The sequence below is a fragment of the Anaerozeibacter quisquiliarum genome (assembly GCF_051162045.1).
In the GTDB taxonomy this organism is placed as follows: domain Bacteria; phylum Bacillota; class Clostridia; order Christensenellales; family Aristaeellaceae; genus Anaerozeibacter; species Anaerozeibacter quisquiliarum.
In genome coordinates, this window is sequence record NZ_JBISDI010000015.1 from 36,862 (window position 1) to 55,920 (window position 19,059).

The window sequence follows — 19,059 nt, forward strand, 5'->3', positions numbered from 1 at the left end:
AGGGGTTTCGTGATCCGGGAGATCAGGCCGCTCGACGAAGCCGCCATGCGCATGGCGCAAAAGCGCTGGGACGGCATCGCCAAGCCGCTCAACGGACTGGGGCTGCTCGAGCAGATGGTGGTACGCATCGCGGGCATGCAACAGAGCTGTGATGTGTCAATCGACCGGCGCTGTGTGCTGGTGCTGTGCGCCGACAACGGCGTGGTGTGCGAGGGCGTGAGCCAGGTCGGGCGCGAGGTGAGCGCCCTGGTGGCTGAAAACATCGCGCGCGGCGCGGCCAGCGTGAACGCCATGGCGCGCGCGGCGCGCGCCGATGTGGTCGCGGTGGACTCGGGGCTGGCGACGGACGTCGACTGCCCCGCCTTGCTGCGCCGCAAGCTGGCCTACGGGACCGGCAACATCGCGGCCGGGCCCGCCATGACGCGCGGCGAGGCGCAGGCGATGATCGAAATCGGCATCGAGCTGGCGGAGACTTGCGCCGATCAGGGCTATCAGCTCCTGCTCACCGGCGAAATGGGCATCGGCAACACCACCACCTCGGGTGCGGTGGCCGCCGCGCTATTGGGGCTGTCACCCGAGGCGGTGACCGGCCGGGGCGCGGGGCTGTCGGAGGCGGGCCTCATGCTCAAGCGCTCGGCGATCGAGCGCGCGATTGCGCTCAATCGCCCCGACCCGGGCGATCCGATCGACGTGCTGTCGAAGCTCGGCGGGTTCGATCTGGCGGCGATGGCGGGCGTATTTCTGGGCGGCGCGCGGCGCGGCCTGCCGGTCGTGATCGACGGGCTGATCTCGGGCGTCGCGGCGCTGATCGCGGCGCGGCTGCTGCCGGCGGCGCGCGACTACATGCTGACCTCGCACCTCAGCCGGGAGCTCGCCGGGCAGTGCGTGCTCGAGGCGCTGGGCCTTCCGCCGCCCGTGCTGCACGCGCAAATGGCGCTCGGCGAGGGCACCGGCGCGGTGGCGCTGCTGCCGCTGATCGACATGGCGCTTAACGTCTACCGGCAGAACAGCACCTTCGACGAGATTCACCTGCCCGCCTATACGCCCCAATAATCGGCATGAAAGGAAACACCCATGCGCCTCTTGCGATCGCTGGCCCTGGCGTTTTCGACCTATTCGAAAATTCCCATGCCGCAGTGCGCGTTCACCGAGGACAACCTGCGCTACAGCCTATGCTTCTTCCCCGCCGTGGGCGCGCTGATCGGCGCGTCCTTGCTGCTCTTGCGGTACGCGGCGGCGGCGCTGTCGATGGGCGCGCTGCTGACCGGCGCGTTGCTCACCGTCGCGCCGCTTTTGATTTCCGGCGGCATCCACATGGACGGGTTCATCGACGCGATGGACGCGCTGTCGTCGCGCCAACCGCGCGAGCGGAAACTTGAAATCCTCCGCGATCCGCACGTGGGCGCGTTCGGCATTATGGGCTGCGCCGCCTATCTGTTGCTTATGCTCGGCGTACTGGCCGAGCCGATGGCCGGCGGCACGGCGTATGTGGTCGCGCTGTCGTTCGTGCTGTCGCGCGCGCTTAGCGGATTGATGCTGCTCACGCTGAAAAGCGCGAGGCCTACCGGGCTGCTGGCCACATTCAAGGGCAGCGCGCAAACCGGCGCTGTGCGCCTGACGCTCGCGCTGTGGGCGCTGCTGGCCGCCGCGCTGATGCTGCTTTCAAGCCCTGCGCGCGGCGCGCGGGCGCTGATCGCCTCGGCGCTTATGCTGCTGTACTACCGCTTCATGGCCTACCGCCAGTTCGGCGGCATCACCGGCGACCTGGCCGGGTTCTTCCTGCAAATCTGCGAGTTGGCGGCGATGGCCGCAGCGGTGATCGGATGGTGATCTTGCTGCGCCACGGCGCGACATTGGGCAACCTCGAGGGCCGCTACGTGGGTCGAACCGACGAGCCCCTGTCGGCCGAGGGACGCGCGGCGCTCGCGGCGCTTCAGTTCCCGCCCGCCGCGCTCGTCTACGTAAGCCCGATGCGCCGCGCGCTGGAGACGGCGCGGCTGATCTACCCATGCGCGCCGCTCACGCCGGTTGAAGGCTTCCGCGAGTGCGACTTCGGTGCGTTCGAATACCATAATCACGCCGAGCTCGAGGGCGACGCGCGCTATCAGGCCTGGATCGACTCGGGCGGCATGTCGCCCTTTCCGGGCGGCGAATCGCGCGAGGCCTTCGTGCGGCGCACGCTGCGCGCGTTCGACGCGCTGCCCGCTTTTCCCGAGCACGAAAACACCGCGATCGTAGCGCACGGAGGCACGCTGATGGCGCTTTTGTCCGAGCGCGCGCTGCCGCGGCGCGATTATTTCGATTGGCGCGTACCGAGCGGCAGCGGCTACCTGTGCGCGTTCGAGCAAGGCGTATTGCGCGTCGTCCGACCCGTTTGCGCATGAACATGCAACGCGTACAGATTTAGGGGCGACCTGTGGTCGCCCCTATGAATTGCCCTCAAAAACACGCCATACACGTTGGCCTGCCGTCCCATTTGATATCAGTTTCGCCCGAAGTACTCCGCGATCCCCTCCACCATGCCGCTCACCAGTTTATCCTGATATTCCGGATCGCTCAGCAGCACATCCTCCGCGGGGTTGCTCATGAAGCCCATCTCGACCAAAATGCTGGGCACTTCCGACCAGTTGAGGCCGGTGTAGCTGTCGTTATGCGTCACGCCGCGCTTCTTCGCGCCCGTGGCCTCGACCATCGCCTTCAGCAGCACCTGCGCCGCGGCATCGCACTCGTCCGCGCGCGAGCCGGTCTTGCGCACAAACAGCTCCGTTCCCTTGGCCCCCGGCCCTTCGGAGCCGTTGCAGTGGATGCGCAGCACCAAGTCGGCGCCGGCCTCGTTCATCATCACGGCGCGCTCGATGTTGGAGATGTCCACGTCTTCGGTCTCGCGCGTCATCAGCACCTCGGCCCCCTCGGCGAGCAGCGCCTCCTTGAGCTTGAGCGACACCTGCAAGTTGACCGCATGCTCGCTCGCGCGGGTCTTGACGCCCTGGGTGCCCGAGGAGACCTTGGGTTTGGTATGCTTGCTGCCCGGTGCGATCGGCTCATACGCATTGTTGGCGTGCAACTGATGCCCCGGATCGATGCCGATCTTGAGCCCCGTGAGCCTGCCCGTGGCCTCGGCCGCGTCGGCGCCGTCGATCAGCGCAGCCGCCATCGCGCCCGCCCCCGCGCCGGCCAGATGGGGCGCAATCGCCGCTTCGCTCGGCGTCGCGCTCGGCGTCGATGCCGGCGTCGCTTCCGGCAGGTCCGGGCGGATGACATCCGCCTCTGTGGGCGTCGTGTTCGGCGTTGAGACCGGCGCGTCGGCCGGCCGTGCCATGGCGATCGCGCCGAGCATCAGAACCAGCATCAGCAAAAGCAACGCGCGCGTCATCTTTTGAAACATGTGCTCTCCTCTCGTCCATCCGGAGGATGGCTCACCAGCATAGACTGGCGGCCCTGTCAATCGGTTCCATCTATCCCAACGGCACGAGCGCCTCACTGGGCAACGGCCGACCGGCCAGCACATACAGCGACTTGACCACCTCGGCCACGCGCACCATATCGATCAGCTCGATCGAGCCGTGCGGCGCGTTGAGCATCAGCTCGACCGCGGTGCGGTAGGCATGCAGCAGTTCCATGATTTGCGCCATGTCGCCCGGCTTCGGCTGGGGCCGCGCCAGGATGAAAGCCACCTCATCGGTGACATTGCCGGCCAGCAGGATAATCAGCCGCGCCATGCTGTCGGGCGTGGACAGGTAGAACACCTGCTGCTCCATGCCGGCGATCAGGATGTTTCGCAGCACCGGTTCGAACTCCTTGAGCTGGGTCATGCGCATGCGCTCGCGCAGTTGGCTCAGCGAGGTACCGTAGGCGGTGCGCATCATCAGCGCGATGTAGCGGACGTTATCCTCGGCGAAGAACGCGCCGTGCCGAAACAGCGCGTTGAACTGGGCGACCGCATCCTCGCCCGCCTCGCGCGCCGCCTGTTCGCCGCGCGCGCAGGCCGCCTGCGCCCGCTCCTCGCAGATCTCCTCGAGCAGCGTGAGCTTCGATTCAAAATGGTGGTAAAACCCGCCCTTCGACAGTTGCGTCTCGTCGAGAATGTCCTGCACCGAGACCTCCTCGTAGCCCCTGTCGAAGAACAGCCGTTCAGCCGTTTGCAGGATGGCCTGCCGCCGCGCATCGCCCTTCTTCACCGCGCACACCTCCGGTCGGTTCCAAATCCTAAAAAACCTGCTTCGGTCTTTTCTCGTTACTAGAAACCGGTCTGTTTGCAACATTATACCGTGCGCGCAGGCGATTGTCAAGCGCGCGTAAAGGCCCGCCGCGCTGCCTGCGGTGCGGCCAAGGGAAACCTTAGCGCCGGGCGGCGGTTCGGCACCGCACGGTGCGGCCAAGGGAAACCTTAGCGCCGGGCGGCGGTTCGGCACCGCACGGTGCGGCCAAGGAAAAAACGCCGCCCGTCGGGCGACGCCTTCACTTGCAGAACATCCAGGACGCCGCGCGCCTTGGCTCGGACTCAGCGCGCTCCGATTGCCTGGGCCACCGATGCGGCGGCGCGGGGAACGGGATACGGTGGGGCCTTCTCCATTCGCAACGCCGCCCCGGCCCTTCGGAAGCGGTGCCCGCGTGATGCCCTTCGGCATCGCGTGCTCATCGGGCTGACGCCCTCCTTTCCTCGCCCGCCGGGCGCGGTCGGGCGCGTCACAAACCCCGTCACCATGCGCGGGTTTGGTGCTGCGATTCCTTTACATCCGCCCCTATAGCGACGTTTCCTTTTTTGCCAGCGGCCGGATCGGCACGTTCTGTCGCTCACAGTCCTCAATGCCGATGTCGTTGGTGTGCGGGATGGCCGTCCACGTCGGCGGCCGCCACAAAAAACCGATCAGATTGATGGGCAACCAGGTCATCATGAACCAACCCAAAGTCATCACTTCGGTCATGCGCTGCTTGCGCAGCTTCGTCTCGAGCGAGCACACGATCAGCGTAATCAGCGCGCCGCTGAAGAAGCTGCTGGCAAACAGCACGGCTATCAGGTACAGCGCCTCCTCGATGCCCTGCCCGAAGTTCGTCGCCATGCGGCGCACCAGCGTGGCGATCGTCAGCACGACGGGCACCAGGCCCAATATGACGGTGTATACGCTTAGAAAGTGCATCGCCACGTCCAGGCACAGCTTGCTTTTGGGCGCGCGCGCAAAGAGCGACCACAGGTATTTTTGCGCGCATTGGCGGGAACCCGCGGCCCAGCGCCGGCGCTGGATGAACGAGTCTTTTAACTTCAGCGGCTGTTCGTCGTAGAAAATGGCCTCTTCCATCCACGCGATCTTCTCGCCGGCCAGCGCGCACTGGGCGCTGAACTCCAGGTCCTCAGTCAGCGTAGTGGTGTTGTAGCCGTGGCGCCGCAAAAAATCGGCGCCCACCATGACGCCGGTACCGTTGAGCGACGCCGACAGCCCGAGCGCGGCGCGCGGGTGATTGAAGAAGCGGTTCATAAACCAGAAGAACATCGAAGTGCAGCCCGCGATCCAGCTGTCGTCGGGGTTCTTGCTGTCGCGGTAGGCCTGGCCCACCTGGTAGCCGGCCGCCATCGCGTTGTTGACCACCTGCAAGAAGCCGCTGTCGGCGATGTTGTCGGCGTCGAAGATCACAAAGCCGTCGTAGGCGCGCTCAGACTCGAGCAACTGCGCGAAAGTATGGTGAAGCACCTCGCCCTTCGAGTGCGTCTCCTCCGGGCAATACAAGATGTGCGCGCCGGCGCGCCGCGCCTCCTGCTCGGTGTCGTCGATGCAGTTGTTGGGGATGACGTAGATGTCAAACAACTCGCGCGGGTAGCGCTGCTTGTTAAGGCTGTCGATCAAGAGGCCTACCACGCGCGCCTCGTTGCGCGCCGGGATGACCAACGCGAGACGCTTGCCGGGCGCGGCATAGGGGATCGGCTCGAGTTCCTTGAGGTTGCCTACGACGCCGATGTAGGCGTGGTAGAGTATATAGATCGCGCTGATTGCGCTGATCGCCAGGATGATCCATTCCATCAAGGTGTTCCTCTCAGTCAAGTTATTTGCTGGTCCGCGGGGCTTTGGGCGTGACCCGGCGAGCGCGTACCCACAGCCCCGCTAGGCGGGGCATACCTCGGACTGCCGAGGTTGCTGCCGGTCGAGCAGACCGACCAACCTCGGTCGGTTGTAGCGCTGGATCAGGATGAAGGGCACGTTGCCCACCGCGTAAAACGCCGTCCATCCCCAGTTGCCAGGGCTGTCCATGAAGATCAGGAACAGCGGGCTGACTAAGATCAGCACCCAGTGCACAAACTCAGCTACGCAGGTTTCGAGGATCAGCGTCTCGATGTACTCGGCGCTGCGGAAGACCGTGATCTTCTTGCGAACCGCGCTCTTGACGTACTGGCTCATGTCGGGCACCTTGTCCTTCCAGCGCTGGATGCGAATCCGCTGGTAGAGCATACCGTCCTTTTCCCAGGCGAGAGACGCGTAGGGATACTTGCGGTATTCGAAATTCTTGCGGGGCAGCAGCTGTCCGAACGCGAACGCCATCGAGCCGATCACCGCAACGATGAACGCAAACTTGAAAAACTGGCCTATGAGTGCTGGCAGCGACAACAGGAAACGAGTAAACAAGCGCCAACCAGCCCCCTCCATGTTCATTGTAACACAGCCCGCGACCGGGCGCAATGGCACAATTGTGCCGTTTGGGGAAACTCCGCTGCACAATCGCCCACAAGACCCCGGGAGGTTCGAAGGGCCGGAGCCCTCTCCATGTCGCGTCCGGAAAACCCCGCAGGCTCTTCAGCAATCCGGTTCCCCCGCAACCCCCTCCCTCGCATGCGGCCGCAGCCGGATTGCGAGGGTCACTCCACCCGATCGAGCACACCGTACGCGCGCTCGAGCGAGGCGTACAGCCCGTCCAAGTTGAGCAGTTCCTCGCGCGTGCCCTGCTCCTCGATGCCTCGCTCGGTCAGCACCAGGATGCGGTCGGCGTTGCGGATCGTGGTCAACCGGTGCGCGATCGTGAAGGTGGTGCGCCCGGCCATCAGCGCCTCAAGCGAGCGCTGCACGAGCAGCTCGCTCTCGTTGTCGAGCGCGCTCGTCGCCTCGTCCAGGATCAGCACCGGCGGGTTCTTCAGGAACACGCGCGCAATCGCGACGCGCTGCTTCTGTCCGCCCGACAGCTTGACCCCGCGCTCGCCCACGAAGGTGTCATATCCATCGCTCAGCTGCTCGATGAACTCATGCGCACCGGCCATCCGGGCGGCCCTGACCACATCCGCCTGGCTCGCGCCCGGCCGACCGTACTCGATGTTGTCGCGGATGCTGCCCGCAAACAAGTATACGTCCTGCTGCACCATGCCGATGTTTGCGCGTAGCGACTTAAGCGTGATGTTCTTCGTATCCACCCCGTCGAGCAGGATCCGCCCGCCGGTCGCCTCGTACAGCCGCGGGATCAGGTTGGTCAGCGTGGTTTTACCGCCGCCCGACGGGCCGACCAGCGCCACCGTCTGCCCCGCCGACATGTGCAGGTTGATGCCTGTCAGCACATTGCCGCTCGAGCCGCCATAGCTGAAGCTGACGTCTTCGAATGTGATATCGCCGCGCACATGCTCGATCGGCTTCGCGCCCGGCGTATCGTGGATGGCGACTTCCTCGTCCATCACCTCGAAGAAGCGCTCGAGCCCGGTCACGCCGCGCTGGAACTGCTCGGTGAACTCCACGACGCGCCGCACGGAGCTGAGCAGCATCGCGACGTACATCAGATACGCTACGAGGTCGGCCGGCGTAATGCGACCCAGGCGCATCGACAGCGCCCCCAGCACCAGCACCAGCAGGTACATCAGCCCGTCGAACAGCCTGACCGTGGCGTGGAACCAGGACATCCACTTGTACATCGCGCGCTTGATCCGCAAAAAGCCGCCGTTGCCGCGCTCGAACTTTTCCTCCTCGATCCCCTCGTTGCCGAACGCCTTGACCACCCGGATGCCCAGCAGGCTGTCCTCCACCTGGGCGTTCAGATCGCCCAACTGCGCGCGCGAGGCGCGGAACGATTCGCGCATCTTGCGGTTGAAGCGCGACAGGCTCAAAATCATCAGCGGGATCGCTGCGTATACGACCAGCGTCAGCAAAGCGTCGACCGACATCAAGATGCCGAACGATACCCCGATCTTGATCGCCGCCACGAAGAATTCTTCGGGGCAGTGGTGCGCGAACTCGGTGACCTCGTTGAGGTCGGTGGTGATGCGCGACATCAACTGGCCCACCTTGGCGTTGTCGTAGTAGCCCAGCGACAGCTCCTGCAGATGGCCAAACAGTTCCCGGCGCAGGTCGGTTTCAATCCGCGCGCCCATCACGTGGCCCTGGTTCATCTGGTAGTAATACGCCAAGGTGTCGATCAGCCGCAGCGTTAGGTACAGCGTCCCAATTTGAACGATGCGCGTGACCGTCAGCGACGCGGGGTCGTTCATACCCGCGTCGGTCACGTAGCGCGCGATCAGGGGCAGCGCGATCTCGCACACGCTGGTCAGCGCGGCACAGAACAAATCGAGCGCCAAGATCCCCACATATGGCTTAAAGTAGGGCGCGAACCGCCGCGTCAGCTCAAACGTGCGCCCCACATTGCGTTTTTTCCCTCTGTCAGCCCGCATGTACCGTACTCCGAAATTTCATTGGTAGTTAAGGTCGCTCAGCCGAGCGTGTTCAGGTACTTGGCGGCCTCCGACGCCGCCACCGCGCCGTCGGACGCCGCCGTCACCACCTGCCGGAGCTGCTTCGCGCGCAAATCGCCCGCCACAAACACGCCGGGCACCTGCGTCAGCGTGTCCTCGCCCGCCGGTACGTAGCCGGCCTCGTCCAGCGTCAACTGATCTTTGTAGAGCGTCGAGACCGGCTCGGTACCCACGGCCAGGAAGCAGCCGGCGCACTCGAGCGACGAAGCCGGAGCGCCGACCGTCGAGTTCAGGTTGAGCTTGAGCCCACCTTCGGCCTCCTCCATCGAGCTGACCACGTGGTTCCAGAGCACCGTCATCTTGTCGTGCTTGAGCACGCGCCGAATCATGGCCTCTTCGGCGCGCAGGCTGTCGCGGCGGTGGATGATCGTGACGTGCTCGCAGATGTTGGCCAGGTACAGCGCGTCCTCGACCGCGGTGCGCCCGCCGCCGACAATGGCGACGCGCTTGTTTTTGTAGAGTGTGCCGTCACAGGTGGCGCAGTAGGAGACGCCGCGCCCGGTGAGCGCGTCCTCGCCGGGCACACCCAGCTTCTTGCGCCGCGCCCCGGTGGCCAGGATCATCGCGCGCGCCTGATAGGTGACCTTGCGCGTAGACACGGTCTTGGCGTTGAGATCGACCGCGCGCGCCGATTCGTAGCGCACCTCGGCCCCGGCGGCGATCGCCTGCTTCTCCATCTCCATCATGAGCTCGGGCCCGCCGACCTTGAGAAAGCCCGGGTAGTTCTCCAGCACGTCGGTGGTGGAGGTCTGCCCGCCGATCAGCGTGCCCTCGAGCAGCAGTGTGCTCGCGCCCGCACGCGCGGCGTACAGCGCGGCGGTCAGCCCGGCCGCGCCGCCGCCCACGATGATTACGTCGTAGTTCATGTCACAGCTCCCTTCGCCCTTCAAAGGCCTTCGCCAGCGTCACCTCATCGGTATACTCCAGATCGCCGCCGACCGGTACGCCGTGCGCGATGCGCGTTACGGTGATGCCCATCGGACGGATCAGGCGCGCGATGTAAGAAGCGGTGGCCTCGCCCTCGATGTCGGGGTTGGTGGCCAGCACCACTTCCTTGACCGCGCCGTCCGAAAGCCTGGCCATCAGCTCGCGTATGCGGATGTCGTCGGGCCCCACGCCGTCCATCGGCGAGATCACGCCGTGCAGCACGTGGTAGGCGCCCCGGTAGTCGCGCATGCGCTCCATGGCGGCCACGTCGCGCGGATCGCGCACCACGCACAGGATCGACGCGTCGCGCGCCGGGTCGGCACACAGCGCGCAGGGATCCCTGTCGGTATAGTTGCCGCAGACCGGGCAAAAATGAACGTTCTTCTTGCCGTTGTAGATCGCCCCGGCGAGTTCCCGCACCTGCTCCTCATTCAGCGACACGATGTAATAGGCCAACCGCTGCGCCGTCTTCTGCCCGATACCGGGCAGCTTCGAGAGCTGGTTGACCATTTTTTGTATCGGCTCGATACCGCCGCCCATCAAAACAGCCCCGGCATGCTCATCCCGCCGGTCACCTTGCCCATTTCGCGCTCGACGGTCTCGGTCGCCTGGCGCATGGCCTCGTTGATCGCCGCCAGCACCAGATCCTGCAGCATTTCGACGTCGTCCGGGTCGACCGCCTCGGGCTTGATGGCAAGGCTTAGCAGCTCCCGCTTGCCGTTTACCTTGACATTCACCATGCCGCCGCCCGACGAGGCTTCAAACTCGCGCGCGTCCAGCTCCGCCTGCAGCTTTTCCATGTTCTGCTGGAGCTTCTGCGCCTGGCGCGCCAACTGCTGCATCTGCGCGCCGCCCATCATGCCGGGGAATCCGCCGCCCCTCGCCATATCGCATCCTCCTGACCGCTATTCGTCGTCGTCCTCATCCTCGCCCGTGGCCTCGGCGACCGGCACGTTCTGGCAGTTCATCTCGACCGCCTTGACGCGCTTGCCGCAGTGGGGGCAGATGAACAGCTGATCCTCATTGTAGCCCACGTCCACGCTGAACATGCCGCCGCACTCCGAGCACAGGCAGCCGGCGTACATGCCGAGCGCGTCGTCGTCCTCGCCGTCCTCTCCATCCTCGCTGTCCTCGAGGTACAACTGGGGGACGTCGTCATCGTCGTCATCGTCGTCGTCATCGTCGTCGAATCCGGCGAAGTCGTCGTCCTCGTCGTCCTCGTCGTCTTCCTCGGCGCGCAGTTCCAGCGCCTCGAGGTCGTCGTCGATGCACTCGACGTAGTCGCTCAGTTCCTCGTAGGCCTCGTCCAGCGCGTCGATCTTCTCGCTGACCTCGCCCAGCACCGCGATGATCTGGCTGAGCAGCTTGCCCTCGTTGGTCGTCTCATCCAGCTTCATACCCTCCGCCAGGCCCCGCAAGTAAGAAACTTTGTCGCTCAAACCGCTCATGATTGAATCCTCCTGAAAATAGTTGGGAAGCGTTGGTCTGCTCGGACGTCGGTTGGCGAGGGAACTTTTCGTCCGGTCGCCCCTGTGAAACCCGCAGGCGTGGCGGCGCTACGTCAAGGGTTGAACAGGGACGGGCGGGCGGAAAAGCACCCGCCAGACGGCGTCAGAATAGGCCATCGTTTCCCTCAAGCGCGCGACAGGTATTCGCCGTTGCGCGTGTCGATTTGCAGCCGGTCGCCGATCTCGATGAACAGCGGCACCTGCAGCGTGTAGCCGGTCTCCACGGTGGCCGGCTTGGTGGTGTTGGAGGCGGTGTCGCCCTTGAAGCCGGGCTCGGTGTGGATCACCTCGAGCTCGACGAAGTTGGGCGCGGCCACCGAGAACGGCAAGCCTTTGAAAAAGCGGATCGTCACATTGGTGTTCTCCTTGACGAAGGGCTTGGCGTCCTCGAACTGCTCCTCGGTCAGCATCAGGTCGTCGAAGGTCTCCAGGTCCATGAAGTGGTACATGTCGCCGTCGGAGTAGGTATACTGCATCTCCTTGGTCTCGATCATGGCCTTGGGCATCTTGTCGGTGGGATTGAAGGTGCGCTCGAGCACCGCGCCGGTCATGATGTTCTTGATCTTGGTGCGCACGAATGCCGCGCCCTTGCCCGGCTTGACGTGCTGGAAGTCCACGATCGTCCACACACCGTTGTCCCACTCCACCGTAATGCCCTTGCGAAAATCTCCTGCCGTAATCATGGGCCGTCCTCCTCTTACAAAATAATCAGGCGCTTGGGGGATTTGATCGGATCGATGCAGCCATCCTCGGTGACGAATACAGTATCCTCGATCCGGCATCCGCCCAAGCCTTCGATGTATACGCCCGGTTCCACCGTCACCACATGGCCCGCTTCGAGCACGTCGCTTGACGCTTGCGACAGCCGCGGCGACTCGTGGATTTGCAGCCCCACGCCATGCCCAAGGCTGTGCCCGAACGCGCCCGGGTAGCGCGCGTCGAGCATTTTGCGCGCGATGCCGTCGAGCGTCCGGCCCTTCGCTCCCGCCACAACCGCCCGGAGCGCCGCCTCGTGCGCCTCGAGCACCGCGTCGTAGAGCTCGACGAGCCTTGCTTCCGGCCGCCCGATCGCGACGGTGCGCGTCATGTCGGAGCAATAGCCGTCGATGCGCGCGCCGAAGTCGAGCGTGAGCAGCTCGCCCTTCGAAAGCACATGATCCGACGGCGTCGCGTGCGGCAGCGAGCCGTTCACGCCCGCCGCGGCAATCGTGTCGAACGCCGGCCCCTCTGAGCCCAACCGGCGCATCCGCTCGTCGAGCTCGATCGCCACCTCGCGCTCGGTCATGCCGAGGGCGATGGTGGACAGCAGTTGCTCGAACGCCTGATCGGCGATGGCGCACGCGCGCGCGATCGAATCGAGTTCCGTTTGATCCTTGACGCGGCGCAGCCCCTCGATCAGCGGGCCCATGGGCTTGACGGCAACGCCGAACAGCGCGCTTTGCAGCGCCTCGAACGCGCTCACGGTCATGTAGTCGGCCTCGAAGGCCAGCGTGCGCGCATCCGCCTCGCGCATCAGCTCGGCCACCCAGGCGGGCGGCTTCTTCTGATCGGAGGTGCGTACGCAGCAGCAACCGGGCGCTTGGCGCGCGGCTTGCTCCACGTAGCGAAAATCGGTCAGGATCGTGGGCTGCATGCCGACCGTCAGCAGCATGCCCTCGCCCGTATAGCCGGTCAGGTACCGGATGTTCTCCGGCCTTGCGATCAGCGCCGCCTCGTGCCCCTGCGCAGCCAGCGCCAGCGCAAACCGCTTCAATCTGTCGTTCATTAATATCCCCCACCTACAAGCATCCAAACAATTATAGCACGCGATACCCGAAAATGCCAGAGAAGATTGTGAAAACGGGTCACGCGCATCTGGCTGCGGCCACATGCGCGTGAATAAGGGAACGGGGCCGCCAGGCGCCGGTCAAATCACATGCACGTCGTGCAGGCCGAAATCGAGGCAGGCCTCTTCCCCGACCTCGAACACGCGTCGGCCGACCGGGTAGTTGTCGGCGATGCGCAGCAGCGTGTCGCCGACTGTGACGTGGTAGCTCTGGTAAGAGCCCATGAAGCAGCTGAGCACCACCTTACAGGGCACCGCGCCCGACTCGCGCACCTGCGCGGCCTCGGGGCGCAGCATCAGCGTGGCATCCTGGCCGACCGCGAGGCCCGACTTGGGCGCGGCGACCGGCACCTTGACGCCCTGCACCTCCACGGTTACGACGCCTTGGGAGACATCGGCCACCCGCCCGCGCAGGAAGTTGGCCTCGCCGATGAAGTCGGCCACAAACTCGCTGATCGGATGGTAGTAGATTTCGCGCGGCGTACCCGCCTGCGCGATCACGCCCCTGTTCATGATGATGATCCGGTCGGAGATTGACATGGCCTCCGACTGGTCGTGCGTCACGTAGATCGCCGTGATCCCGAACTGCTGCTGTATGCGCCGGATTTCGGTGCGCATGTAGACGCGCAGTTTCGCGTCGAGGTTGCTGAGCGGTTCGTCGAACAGCAGCACGCCCGGCTCCACGATCAGCGCGCGCGCCAGCGCCACCCGCTGCTGCTGACCACCCGACATCTGGTTGGTGTAGCGGTTTTCCATGCCGGACAGGCCTACCAAGTCGAGCATCGCGGTCACCTTGCGCTCGATCTCATCGCGCGGCACCTTGCGCAGTTTGAGCCCGTAGGCCACGTTGTCGAAGATGTTCATATGCGGGAACAGCGCGTAACTCTGGAACACCATCGCCGTGTCGCGCTTGTTGGGCGTGAGCGCGTTGATCGCCTCCCCGCCCAGGTAGATTTCGCCCTCGTCGGGGCTTTCAAACCCGGCGATCATCCGAAGTGTCGTGGTCTTGCCGCAGCCCGACGGGCCGAGCAGCGTCACGAACTCGCCCGGCTCGATCGTGAGATCGACCGCGTCCACGGCCTTGAACTGTTTGTGGGTCTTCGGATCCAGATAGATCTTGCTGACGCGCTCGAGGCGCACGCCCTTTTTCGATTGCATCATACTCACTCCTTCAAATCACTTCCTTGCGCCGGCGGCTGACCCCGAAGAAGCGCATCAGCAGGTTCATGACCGCGATGGAGCCGTACACCATGACGATCATCAGCGTGGCGTAGGCGCAGGCGACGCTGAACCGGCCGCGGTCAACCACCGTCATGATCTGCGGCGTAATCAGCTGGTGACGCGCCGAGATCAGGAAGATGACCGCGCTGGTAGCCGTCACGCTGCGCGCGAAGGTGGTCACCAGGCCGCTGAAGAACGAGTCCTTTATGAGCGGCAGCGTGATCGAAGTGAACACCTTGCCGCTGCCCGCGCCCATGTCGTAGGCGCTCTCCTCGATCGACTTGTCGATCTGCCGAAGCGCCGCGATGCCCGAGCGCGTGCCGATCGGCAGGCTGCGCACGATGAAGGCGATGATGATGATCGCGCTCGTGCCCACGAGCACCATGAAGCCGCCGCCGCCGATGCCGGTCACGTAGCCGCGCAGCAGCGCGATGCCCAGCACCGTGCCCGGCACCGCCATGGCAAACATGGTCACAAATTCGATCAGTCCGCGCCCCCAGAAGCGGCGCTTGACCACGAGGTAGGCGATGACCATCGACAAAAGCGCGGTCAGCGGGGCCGCGATCAGCGACATGCGCATCGAATCGCCGAACGGCTGCAGGCCCCGGTCGAGCACATATTGGAAGTGGGTGAGTACCGGCGTAAAGTCGCGCCCCCACTGCTTGAAGAAGGCGCCGATGGGCACCAGCGCGTACATGCCGATGACCATCACCGACACGATCAGGCACAGCGCGTTCAGCGGCACCACCACGGATTTATCGTCGATCGGCACCCGCGCACGCGAAGCCTTGCCGCTCAGCGTGGCCACCGACTTGCGCTCCAGCCAGTACTTCTCCATGATGAACAGGATGACCGTGATCGTCAGCATCACGCCGGCCATCGCGGCCGACGAGCGCATGTCGTAGTTGCTCATGACCTGGGCGTATATGTAGCTGGCGAGCGTCGAGTAGTCGCCGCCGATCATCATCGGGTTGGTGAAGTCCGCCACCGACTCGATGAAAGTCACGAGGAAGGCGTTGCCCAGGCCCGGCAGCAGCAGCGGCAGCGTCACGGTGGTGAACACCTTCCAGCGCGAAGCGCCCATGTTGCGCGCCGACTCCTCGATCGACGGGTCGATGTTGAGCAAGAGGCCCTTCAACATCAGGTAGCACACCGGGAAGAAGGTCAATGTCTGCACCAGCAACACGCCATGCAGCCCGTAGATGTTGGCCCCGCGTATGCCGAGCAGGCCCTTGGTAATCATGCCGCTCTTGCCAAACAGCATGATCGCCGACAGCGACAGCACGAACGGCGGCGCGACGATCGGCAGCACCGAAATCACCTGAAACATCGGGTTGAGCCGCGTGCGGGTGTACATGTGCACGTAGGCGAACAAAAAGCCGATCGCCGTGGACAGCAGGCCGCTCAGCGCGCCCAGCACCAGCGTGTTCTTGACGACGTGCATGAACGACTGCGAGGCGAACAGCGACATGTAGGCGTCAAACGACAGCGCGAACTTGCCGAGCTCCGGCACGGTATCGGCCACCGTCTGAATCGCGCCCATCGCATCGAATTCGCTGAGCTTGTTTGCGTTTTGCCGCGCGTAGGCGGCGACCACGGCAGGGTTGGCGCCGACCTCGGCGATCAGGCGATTGAGTTCGTTCCGGATCGCCTCGATCTCGGGTCCGGCGGTCTTGCGCCGGACGTTGTATTCGCGGTGGTAGTCGAGCGCCCGCCGGCCGAGCAGGGTGACCGGGTGCTCCGCGAGCGCCTCCACGCCGTCCGCGCCGTCGGTGAGCAGCTTACCCGCGTCCGACAGCTCTTGCATGTACGGGATTTCGGAGCGCGAAATGCTTTGGGTCAGCACGGTGCCCAGCGGATACAGGATGAACATAACCAAAAACAACAGGACCAGCAAGATCGTGAGCATCAAAATCGGGTCTCCCCACAGCTTCTTGCGGTCGAGCCGAGCGCTTTTTGCCGTCATCGCCACGTTGCGAACACCCCATCTCTGCGATTTCTCTGCGTTTGGTTCGCAATTTGGGAAAAACCGCCGCAAGGCGGTTTTTCCCAAATTGCGCGGGCAAAAATATGTTATTGCGCGATCTTATCGCCCGAAATGGCCTTGGTCCACTTCTCGATCAGCATGTTCTTGTTCGCCCCGGTCCACTGGGAGTCGTAGTCGATCAGCTTGATGCCCATGTCGAGCAGCTGCTGCGCCGCCTCGGGGTCTTTCGCGCCTTCGACGGTCAGGAACTGCAGCGAACCCACGGTCTGGGCGATTTCTTGCGCCTCGGGGGTCAGCGCGAACTCGATGAACAGCTTCGCCGCCTCGGGGTTCTTGCAGCCCTTGATGATCGCGGTGCCGCCCACCTCGTAGCCGGTGCCCTCGCTGGGCGCGCTCAGCACGATGTTGTCGTAGCCGTCCTCGATGAACATCAGGCCCGTGTGCAGGAAGCCCACGCCCACAGCGCCTTCGCCCAGCGCCACCTGGTTGCTGGTGGCCGAGCCGGTCTTGACGTACTGGGTGACGTTGGGGTCATAGGCCTTAATCAGCTCGAGCGCCTTCTCCTCGCCGAACACCTGGAACAGCGTGGACACGGTCATCACGCCCGTGCCGGTCGCACCCGGATTGGCCATGACGATGAGGCCCTTGTATTCGGGCTTGGCCAGGTCTTCCCACGAGGTGGGCACCGGCGCCCCGTACTCGTCGAGCATCTCCTTATTGCAGATGAAGCCGATGTAGCCCGAGTAGATGCCGAACCAGTAGTTGTCGGCGTCCTTGTACTTCGCAGACTTCAGCTGGGCCGCGTTCTTGCAGTCGGGATACTGCTCAAGCAGGCCCTCCATCGCCGCGGCGATGTAGGGATCCCAGGTGCCGCCGAACCACACGTCGGCCTGCGGGTTCTCGCGCTCCTCGAGGATGCGGGTGTAACACTCGTTGCCGCTCATGCGGATGAACGAAGTCTTGATGCCGGTCTTCGCCTCAAATGCCTTCACAACCGCGGCCACATGCTCCTCGTCGCTGCCGCCGTACACCATCAGCTCGCTGCCCTCCTGCGCGCGCCAGTCGATTTCCTCGGCCAGCGCCACCGACACAGAACCGAACACCATGAACACCATGAGCGCCAGAGCCAACAGTTTCCTCATAACGACATCTCCTTGTTGAAATAATCCTAAAAAAGCCGAGCGGTTTTCACCACTGCTTTCAATAGTTTATCAACACATCAAGTAATTGTCAACCATCATTTTCCAAATCCGGGCAGAAAATATTAGGCTGAGATGTCAAAAGGCCGCGGGAGCGATTTCCGTCGCTTCCGCGGCCCCTGTTTGCGGGTACTACCGCCGTCCAGTGCCAAATAGCCCGCGCATCAGCTGTTTGCCCAGTTCCCGCCCGATCGAGCTCATCGCGCTGTTCGCGGCGCGCTCGATGGGCTTGAAGGCCTGCGCGCGGGTGCGGGCGGTCTTCGCCGCTTCCCGCTGCCTGAGCGCCTCTTCTTTGGCCTCGGCGATCCGGCGCTTCTCGTCCTCCGCCTCCTCGAGCCTGCGCGCTTCCTCCCGCGCCGCTTCCTCGGCATGGGCATTCAGGTGTTCATAGGCCGAATAGCGATCGATCGGCGCGTCGTACTTGCCGGCGAGCGGGCTTTGCGCGATCACCTGCCGGCGCAGTTCGTCGTCGATCGTGCCCATCCGGCTCTGCGGCGGCAGGATCATCGCGCGTTCCACGATTTGGGGCGCGCCGCGCTCGTCGAGGAAGGACACCAGCGCCTCGCCGACGCCCAGGCTTCCGATGACCTCGGCGGTGTCGAACGCGGGATTCGGTCGGAAGCTCTGCGCCGCGGCGCGCACCGCCTTCTGGTCGGACGGTGTATAGGCGCGCAGCGCGTGCTGTACGCGGTTCGACAGCTGCATAAGCACGCTGTTCGGGATGTCCGACGGGCTCTGCGAGATGAAGTAGACGCCCACGCCCTTCGAGCGGATCAGCTTCGCTACCCGCTCGACCTCGCGCACCAACGCCTGCGGCGCGTCCGAGAACAGCAGGTGCGCCTCGTCGAAGAAGAACACCATCTTGGGTTTGTCGAGGTCGCCCGCCTCGGGCAGCCGCTCGAACAGCTCCGACAGCAAAAACAGCATGAACGCCGTGTACAGCTCGGGGTTCAGGAACAGCTTCACGCAATCGAGCACGTTGATCGCGCCCCGGCCCCGTCCGTCCACGCGCATCCAGTCATTAAGGTCGATCGCGGGCTCGCCGAAGAATTGGCCGCCGCCCTGATCCTCGAGCGCGATCAGCGCGCGCAGGATCGCGCCCACCGACTGCACCGATACATTGCCGTAGCGCAGCGAGATCTCCGCGCGGTTGTCGCCGACCCATGTCAGCATCGCGCGCAGATCCTTGAGGTCGAGCAGCAAAAGGCTTGCCTCGTCGGCCGCGCGGAAGGCGATGTTCATGACGCCGGCCTGCGCCTCGGTCAGCCTGAGCAGCCGCGACAGCAGCATCGGCCCCATCTCGCTGATCGTGGTGCGCACCGGGATGCCGCGCTCGCCGTACACGTCGAAGAAGCAGGTGGGGAAATCGGTCAGCGTGAACTCCGTGACGCCCATCGAGGTGAGCCGCTTTCTGATCGCGTCGGTCGCGTCGCCGGGACGGCACATGCCGGCGAGGTCCCCCTTGACGTCGGCCAGGAACACCGGCACGCCCAGCATGCTGAACGACTCGGCCATCACCTTGAGCGTGACCGTCTTGCCGGTGCCGCTCGCGCCGGTAATCAACCCGTGGCGGTTGGCCATCGACGGCAACAGGAACGTCTTTTGCCCGCCCTGTCCGATCCACAACTTCCCTTCGGCTATCATGCCATCCCCCCCTAGTAATCGCTGATTGAAGCGCG

At 64.3% G+C, this 19,059-nt stretch carries 18 protein-coding genes; 3 read left to right on the forward strand and 15 right to left on the reverse strand.

The window, feature by feature from the left end; translation table 11 throughout:
• Positions 1-9 precede the first annotated feature (9 nt).
• From cobT to ACH6CV_RS08480, 3 genes are read left to right on the forward strand one after another with little or no spacing between them, the layout of a single operon-like run.
• Complete coding sequence (gene cobT / locus ACH6CV_RS08470; RefSeq protein WP_456357745.1) at positions 10-1,053, forward strand: nicotinate-nucleotide--dimethylbenzimidazole phosphoribosyltransferase; 1,044 nt, start codon at positions 10-12, stop codon at positions 1,051-1,053.
• Positions 1,054-1,074: 21 nt separating this feature from the next.
• A complete protein-coding gene (locus tag ACH6CV_RS08475) occupies positions 1,075-1,830 on the forward strand; it encodes an adenosylcobinamide-GDP ribazoletransferase (protein ID WP_456357746.1) in 756 nt (251 codons plus the stop codon).
• On the forward strand, positions 1,824-2,384 hold the full coding sequence (locus ACH6CV_RS08480; RefSeq protein WP_456357747.1) for a histidine phosphatase family protein: 561 nt from the start codon (positions 1,824-1,826) through the stop codon (positions 2,382-2,384). Before ACH6CV_RS08475 ends, ACH6CV_RS08480 begins: the two co-directional genes overlap by 7 nt.
• A gap of 98 nt (positions 2,385-2,482) precedes the next feature.
• Here the strand turns inward: ACH6CV_RS08480 and ACH6CV_RS08485 are convergent, their stop codons facing one another.
• The 15 genes from ACH6CV_RS08485 to ACH6CV_RS08555 all read right to left on the reverse strand — a co-directional run bounded on the left by ACH6CV_RS08485 (position 2,483) and on the right by ACH6CV_RS08555 (position 19,024).
• Positions 2,483-3,385 (reverse strand): N-acetylmuramoyl-L-alanine amidase family protein, encoded by a 903-nt coding sequence (locus ACH6CV_RS08485; protein WP_456357748.1) that lies wholly within the window; start codon positions 3,383-3,385, stop codon positions 2,483-2,485.
• Positions 3,386-3,455: 70 nt separating this feature from the next.
• On the reverse strand, positions 3,456-4,178 hold the full coding sequence (locus ACH6CV_RS08490) for a TetR/AcrR family transcriptional regulator (protein WP_456357749.1): 723 nt from the start codon (positions 4,176-4,178) through the stop codon (positions 3,456-3,458).
• Positions 4,179-4,742: 564 nt separating this feature from the next.
• A complete protein-coding gene (locus ACH6CV_RS08495) occupies positions 4,743-6,014 on the reverse strand; it encodes a glycosyltransferase family 2 protein (RefSeq protein ID WP_456357750.1) in 1,272 nt (423 codons plus the stop codon).
• An 81-nt stretch (positions 6,015-6,095) separates the two neighbouring features.
• Entirely contained in the window at positions 6,096-6,614 is a 519-nt protein-coding gene (locus ACH6CV_RS08500; RefSeq protein ID WP_456357751.1) for a glycosyl-4,4'-diaponeurosporenoate acyltransferase CrtO family protein, read from the reverse strand.
• 230 nt (positions 6,615-6,844) lie between these two features.
• Complete coding sequence (locus tag ACH6CV_RS08505; RefSeq protein ID WP_456357752.1) at positions 6,845-8,632, reverse strand: ABC transporter ATP-binding protein; 1,788 nt, start codon at positions 8,630-8,632, stop codon at positions 6,845-6,847.
• A gap of 38 nt (positions 8,633-8,670) precedes the next feature.
• Positions 8,671-9,579: an NAD(P)/FAD-dependent oxidoreductase gene (locus ACH6CV_RS08510; RefSeq protein WP_456357753.1), complete on the reverse strand. Its 909-nt coding sequence runs from the start codon at positions 9,577-9,579 to the stop codon at positions 8,671-8,673.
• A gap of 1 nt (position 9,580) precedes the next feature.
• Positions 9,581-10,180: a recombination mediator RecR gene (gene recR, locus ACH6CV_RS08515; RefSeq protein WP_456357754.1), complete on the reverse strand. Its 600-nt coding sequence runs from the start codon at positions 10,178-10,180 to the stop codon at positions 9,581-9,583.
• Complete coding sequence (locus ACH6CV_RS08520; RefSeq protein ID WP_456357755.1) at positions 10,180-10,527, reverse strand: YbaB/EbfC family nucleoid-associated protein; 348 nt, start codon at positions 10,525-10,527, stop codon at positions 10,180-10,182. The genes recR and ACH6CV_RS08520 overlap by 1 nt, the downstream gene beginning before the upstream one ends.
• A gap of 18 nt (positions 10,528-10,545) precedes the next feature.
• Positions 10,546-11,088 carry a CD1247 N-terminal domain-containing protein gene (locus tag ACH6CV_RS08525; RefSeq protein ID WP_456357756.1) on the reverse strand — a complete coding sequence of 181 codons (543 nt, stop codon included), beginning with the start codon at positions 11,086-11,088 and terminating at the stop codon, positions 10,546-10,548.
• A 185-nt stretch (positions 11,089-11,273) separates the two neighbouring features.
• Positions 11,274-11,831, reverse strand: a complete 558-nt coding sequence (gene efp / locus ACH6CV_RS08530; protein WP_456357757.1) for an elongation factor P — start codon at positions 11,829-11,831, stop codon at positions 11,274-11,276.
• A 14-nt stretch (positions 11,832-11,845) separates the two neighbouring features.
• On the reverse strand, positions 11,846-12,913 hold the full coding sequence (locus tag ACH6CV_RS08535; protein WP_456357758.1) for a M24 family metallopeptidase: 1,068 nt from the start codon (positions 12,911-12,913) through the stop codon (positions 11,846-11,848).
• A 141-nt stretch (positions 12,914-13,054) separates the two neighbouring features.
• Positions 13,055-14,134 carry an ABC transporter ATP-binding protein gene (locus ACH6CV_RS08540; RefSeq protein WP_456357759.1) on the reverse strand — a complete coding sequence of 360 codons (1,080 nt, stop codon included), beginning with the start codon at positions 14,132-14,134 and terminating at the stop codon, positions 13,055-13,057.
• Positions 14,135-14,144: 10 nt separating this feature from the next.
• Positions 14,145-16,160, reverse strand: coding sequence for an ABC transporter permease (locus ACH6CV_RS08545; protein ID WP_456357785.1), 2,016 nt, complete (start codon positions 16,158-16,160; stop codon positions 14,145-14,147).
• Between the two features lie 107 nt (positions 16,161-16,267).
• Positions 16,268-17,323 (reverse strand): ABC transporter substrate-binding protein, encoded by a 1,056-nt coding sequence (locus ACH6CV_RS08550; protein WP_456357760.1) that lies wholly within the window; start codon positions 17,321-17,323, stop codon positions 16,268-16,270.
• A 189-nt stretch (positions 17,324-17,512) separates the two neighbouring features.
• Positions 17,513-19,024, reverse strand: a complete 1,512-nt coding sequence (locus ACH6CV_RS08555) for a helicase HerA-like domain-containing protein (RefSeq protein WP_456357761.1) — start codon at positions 19,022-19,024, stop codon at positions 17,513-17,515.
• Positions 19,025-19,059: the final 35 nt, after the last annotated feature.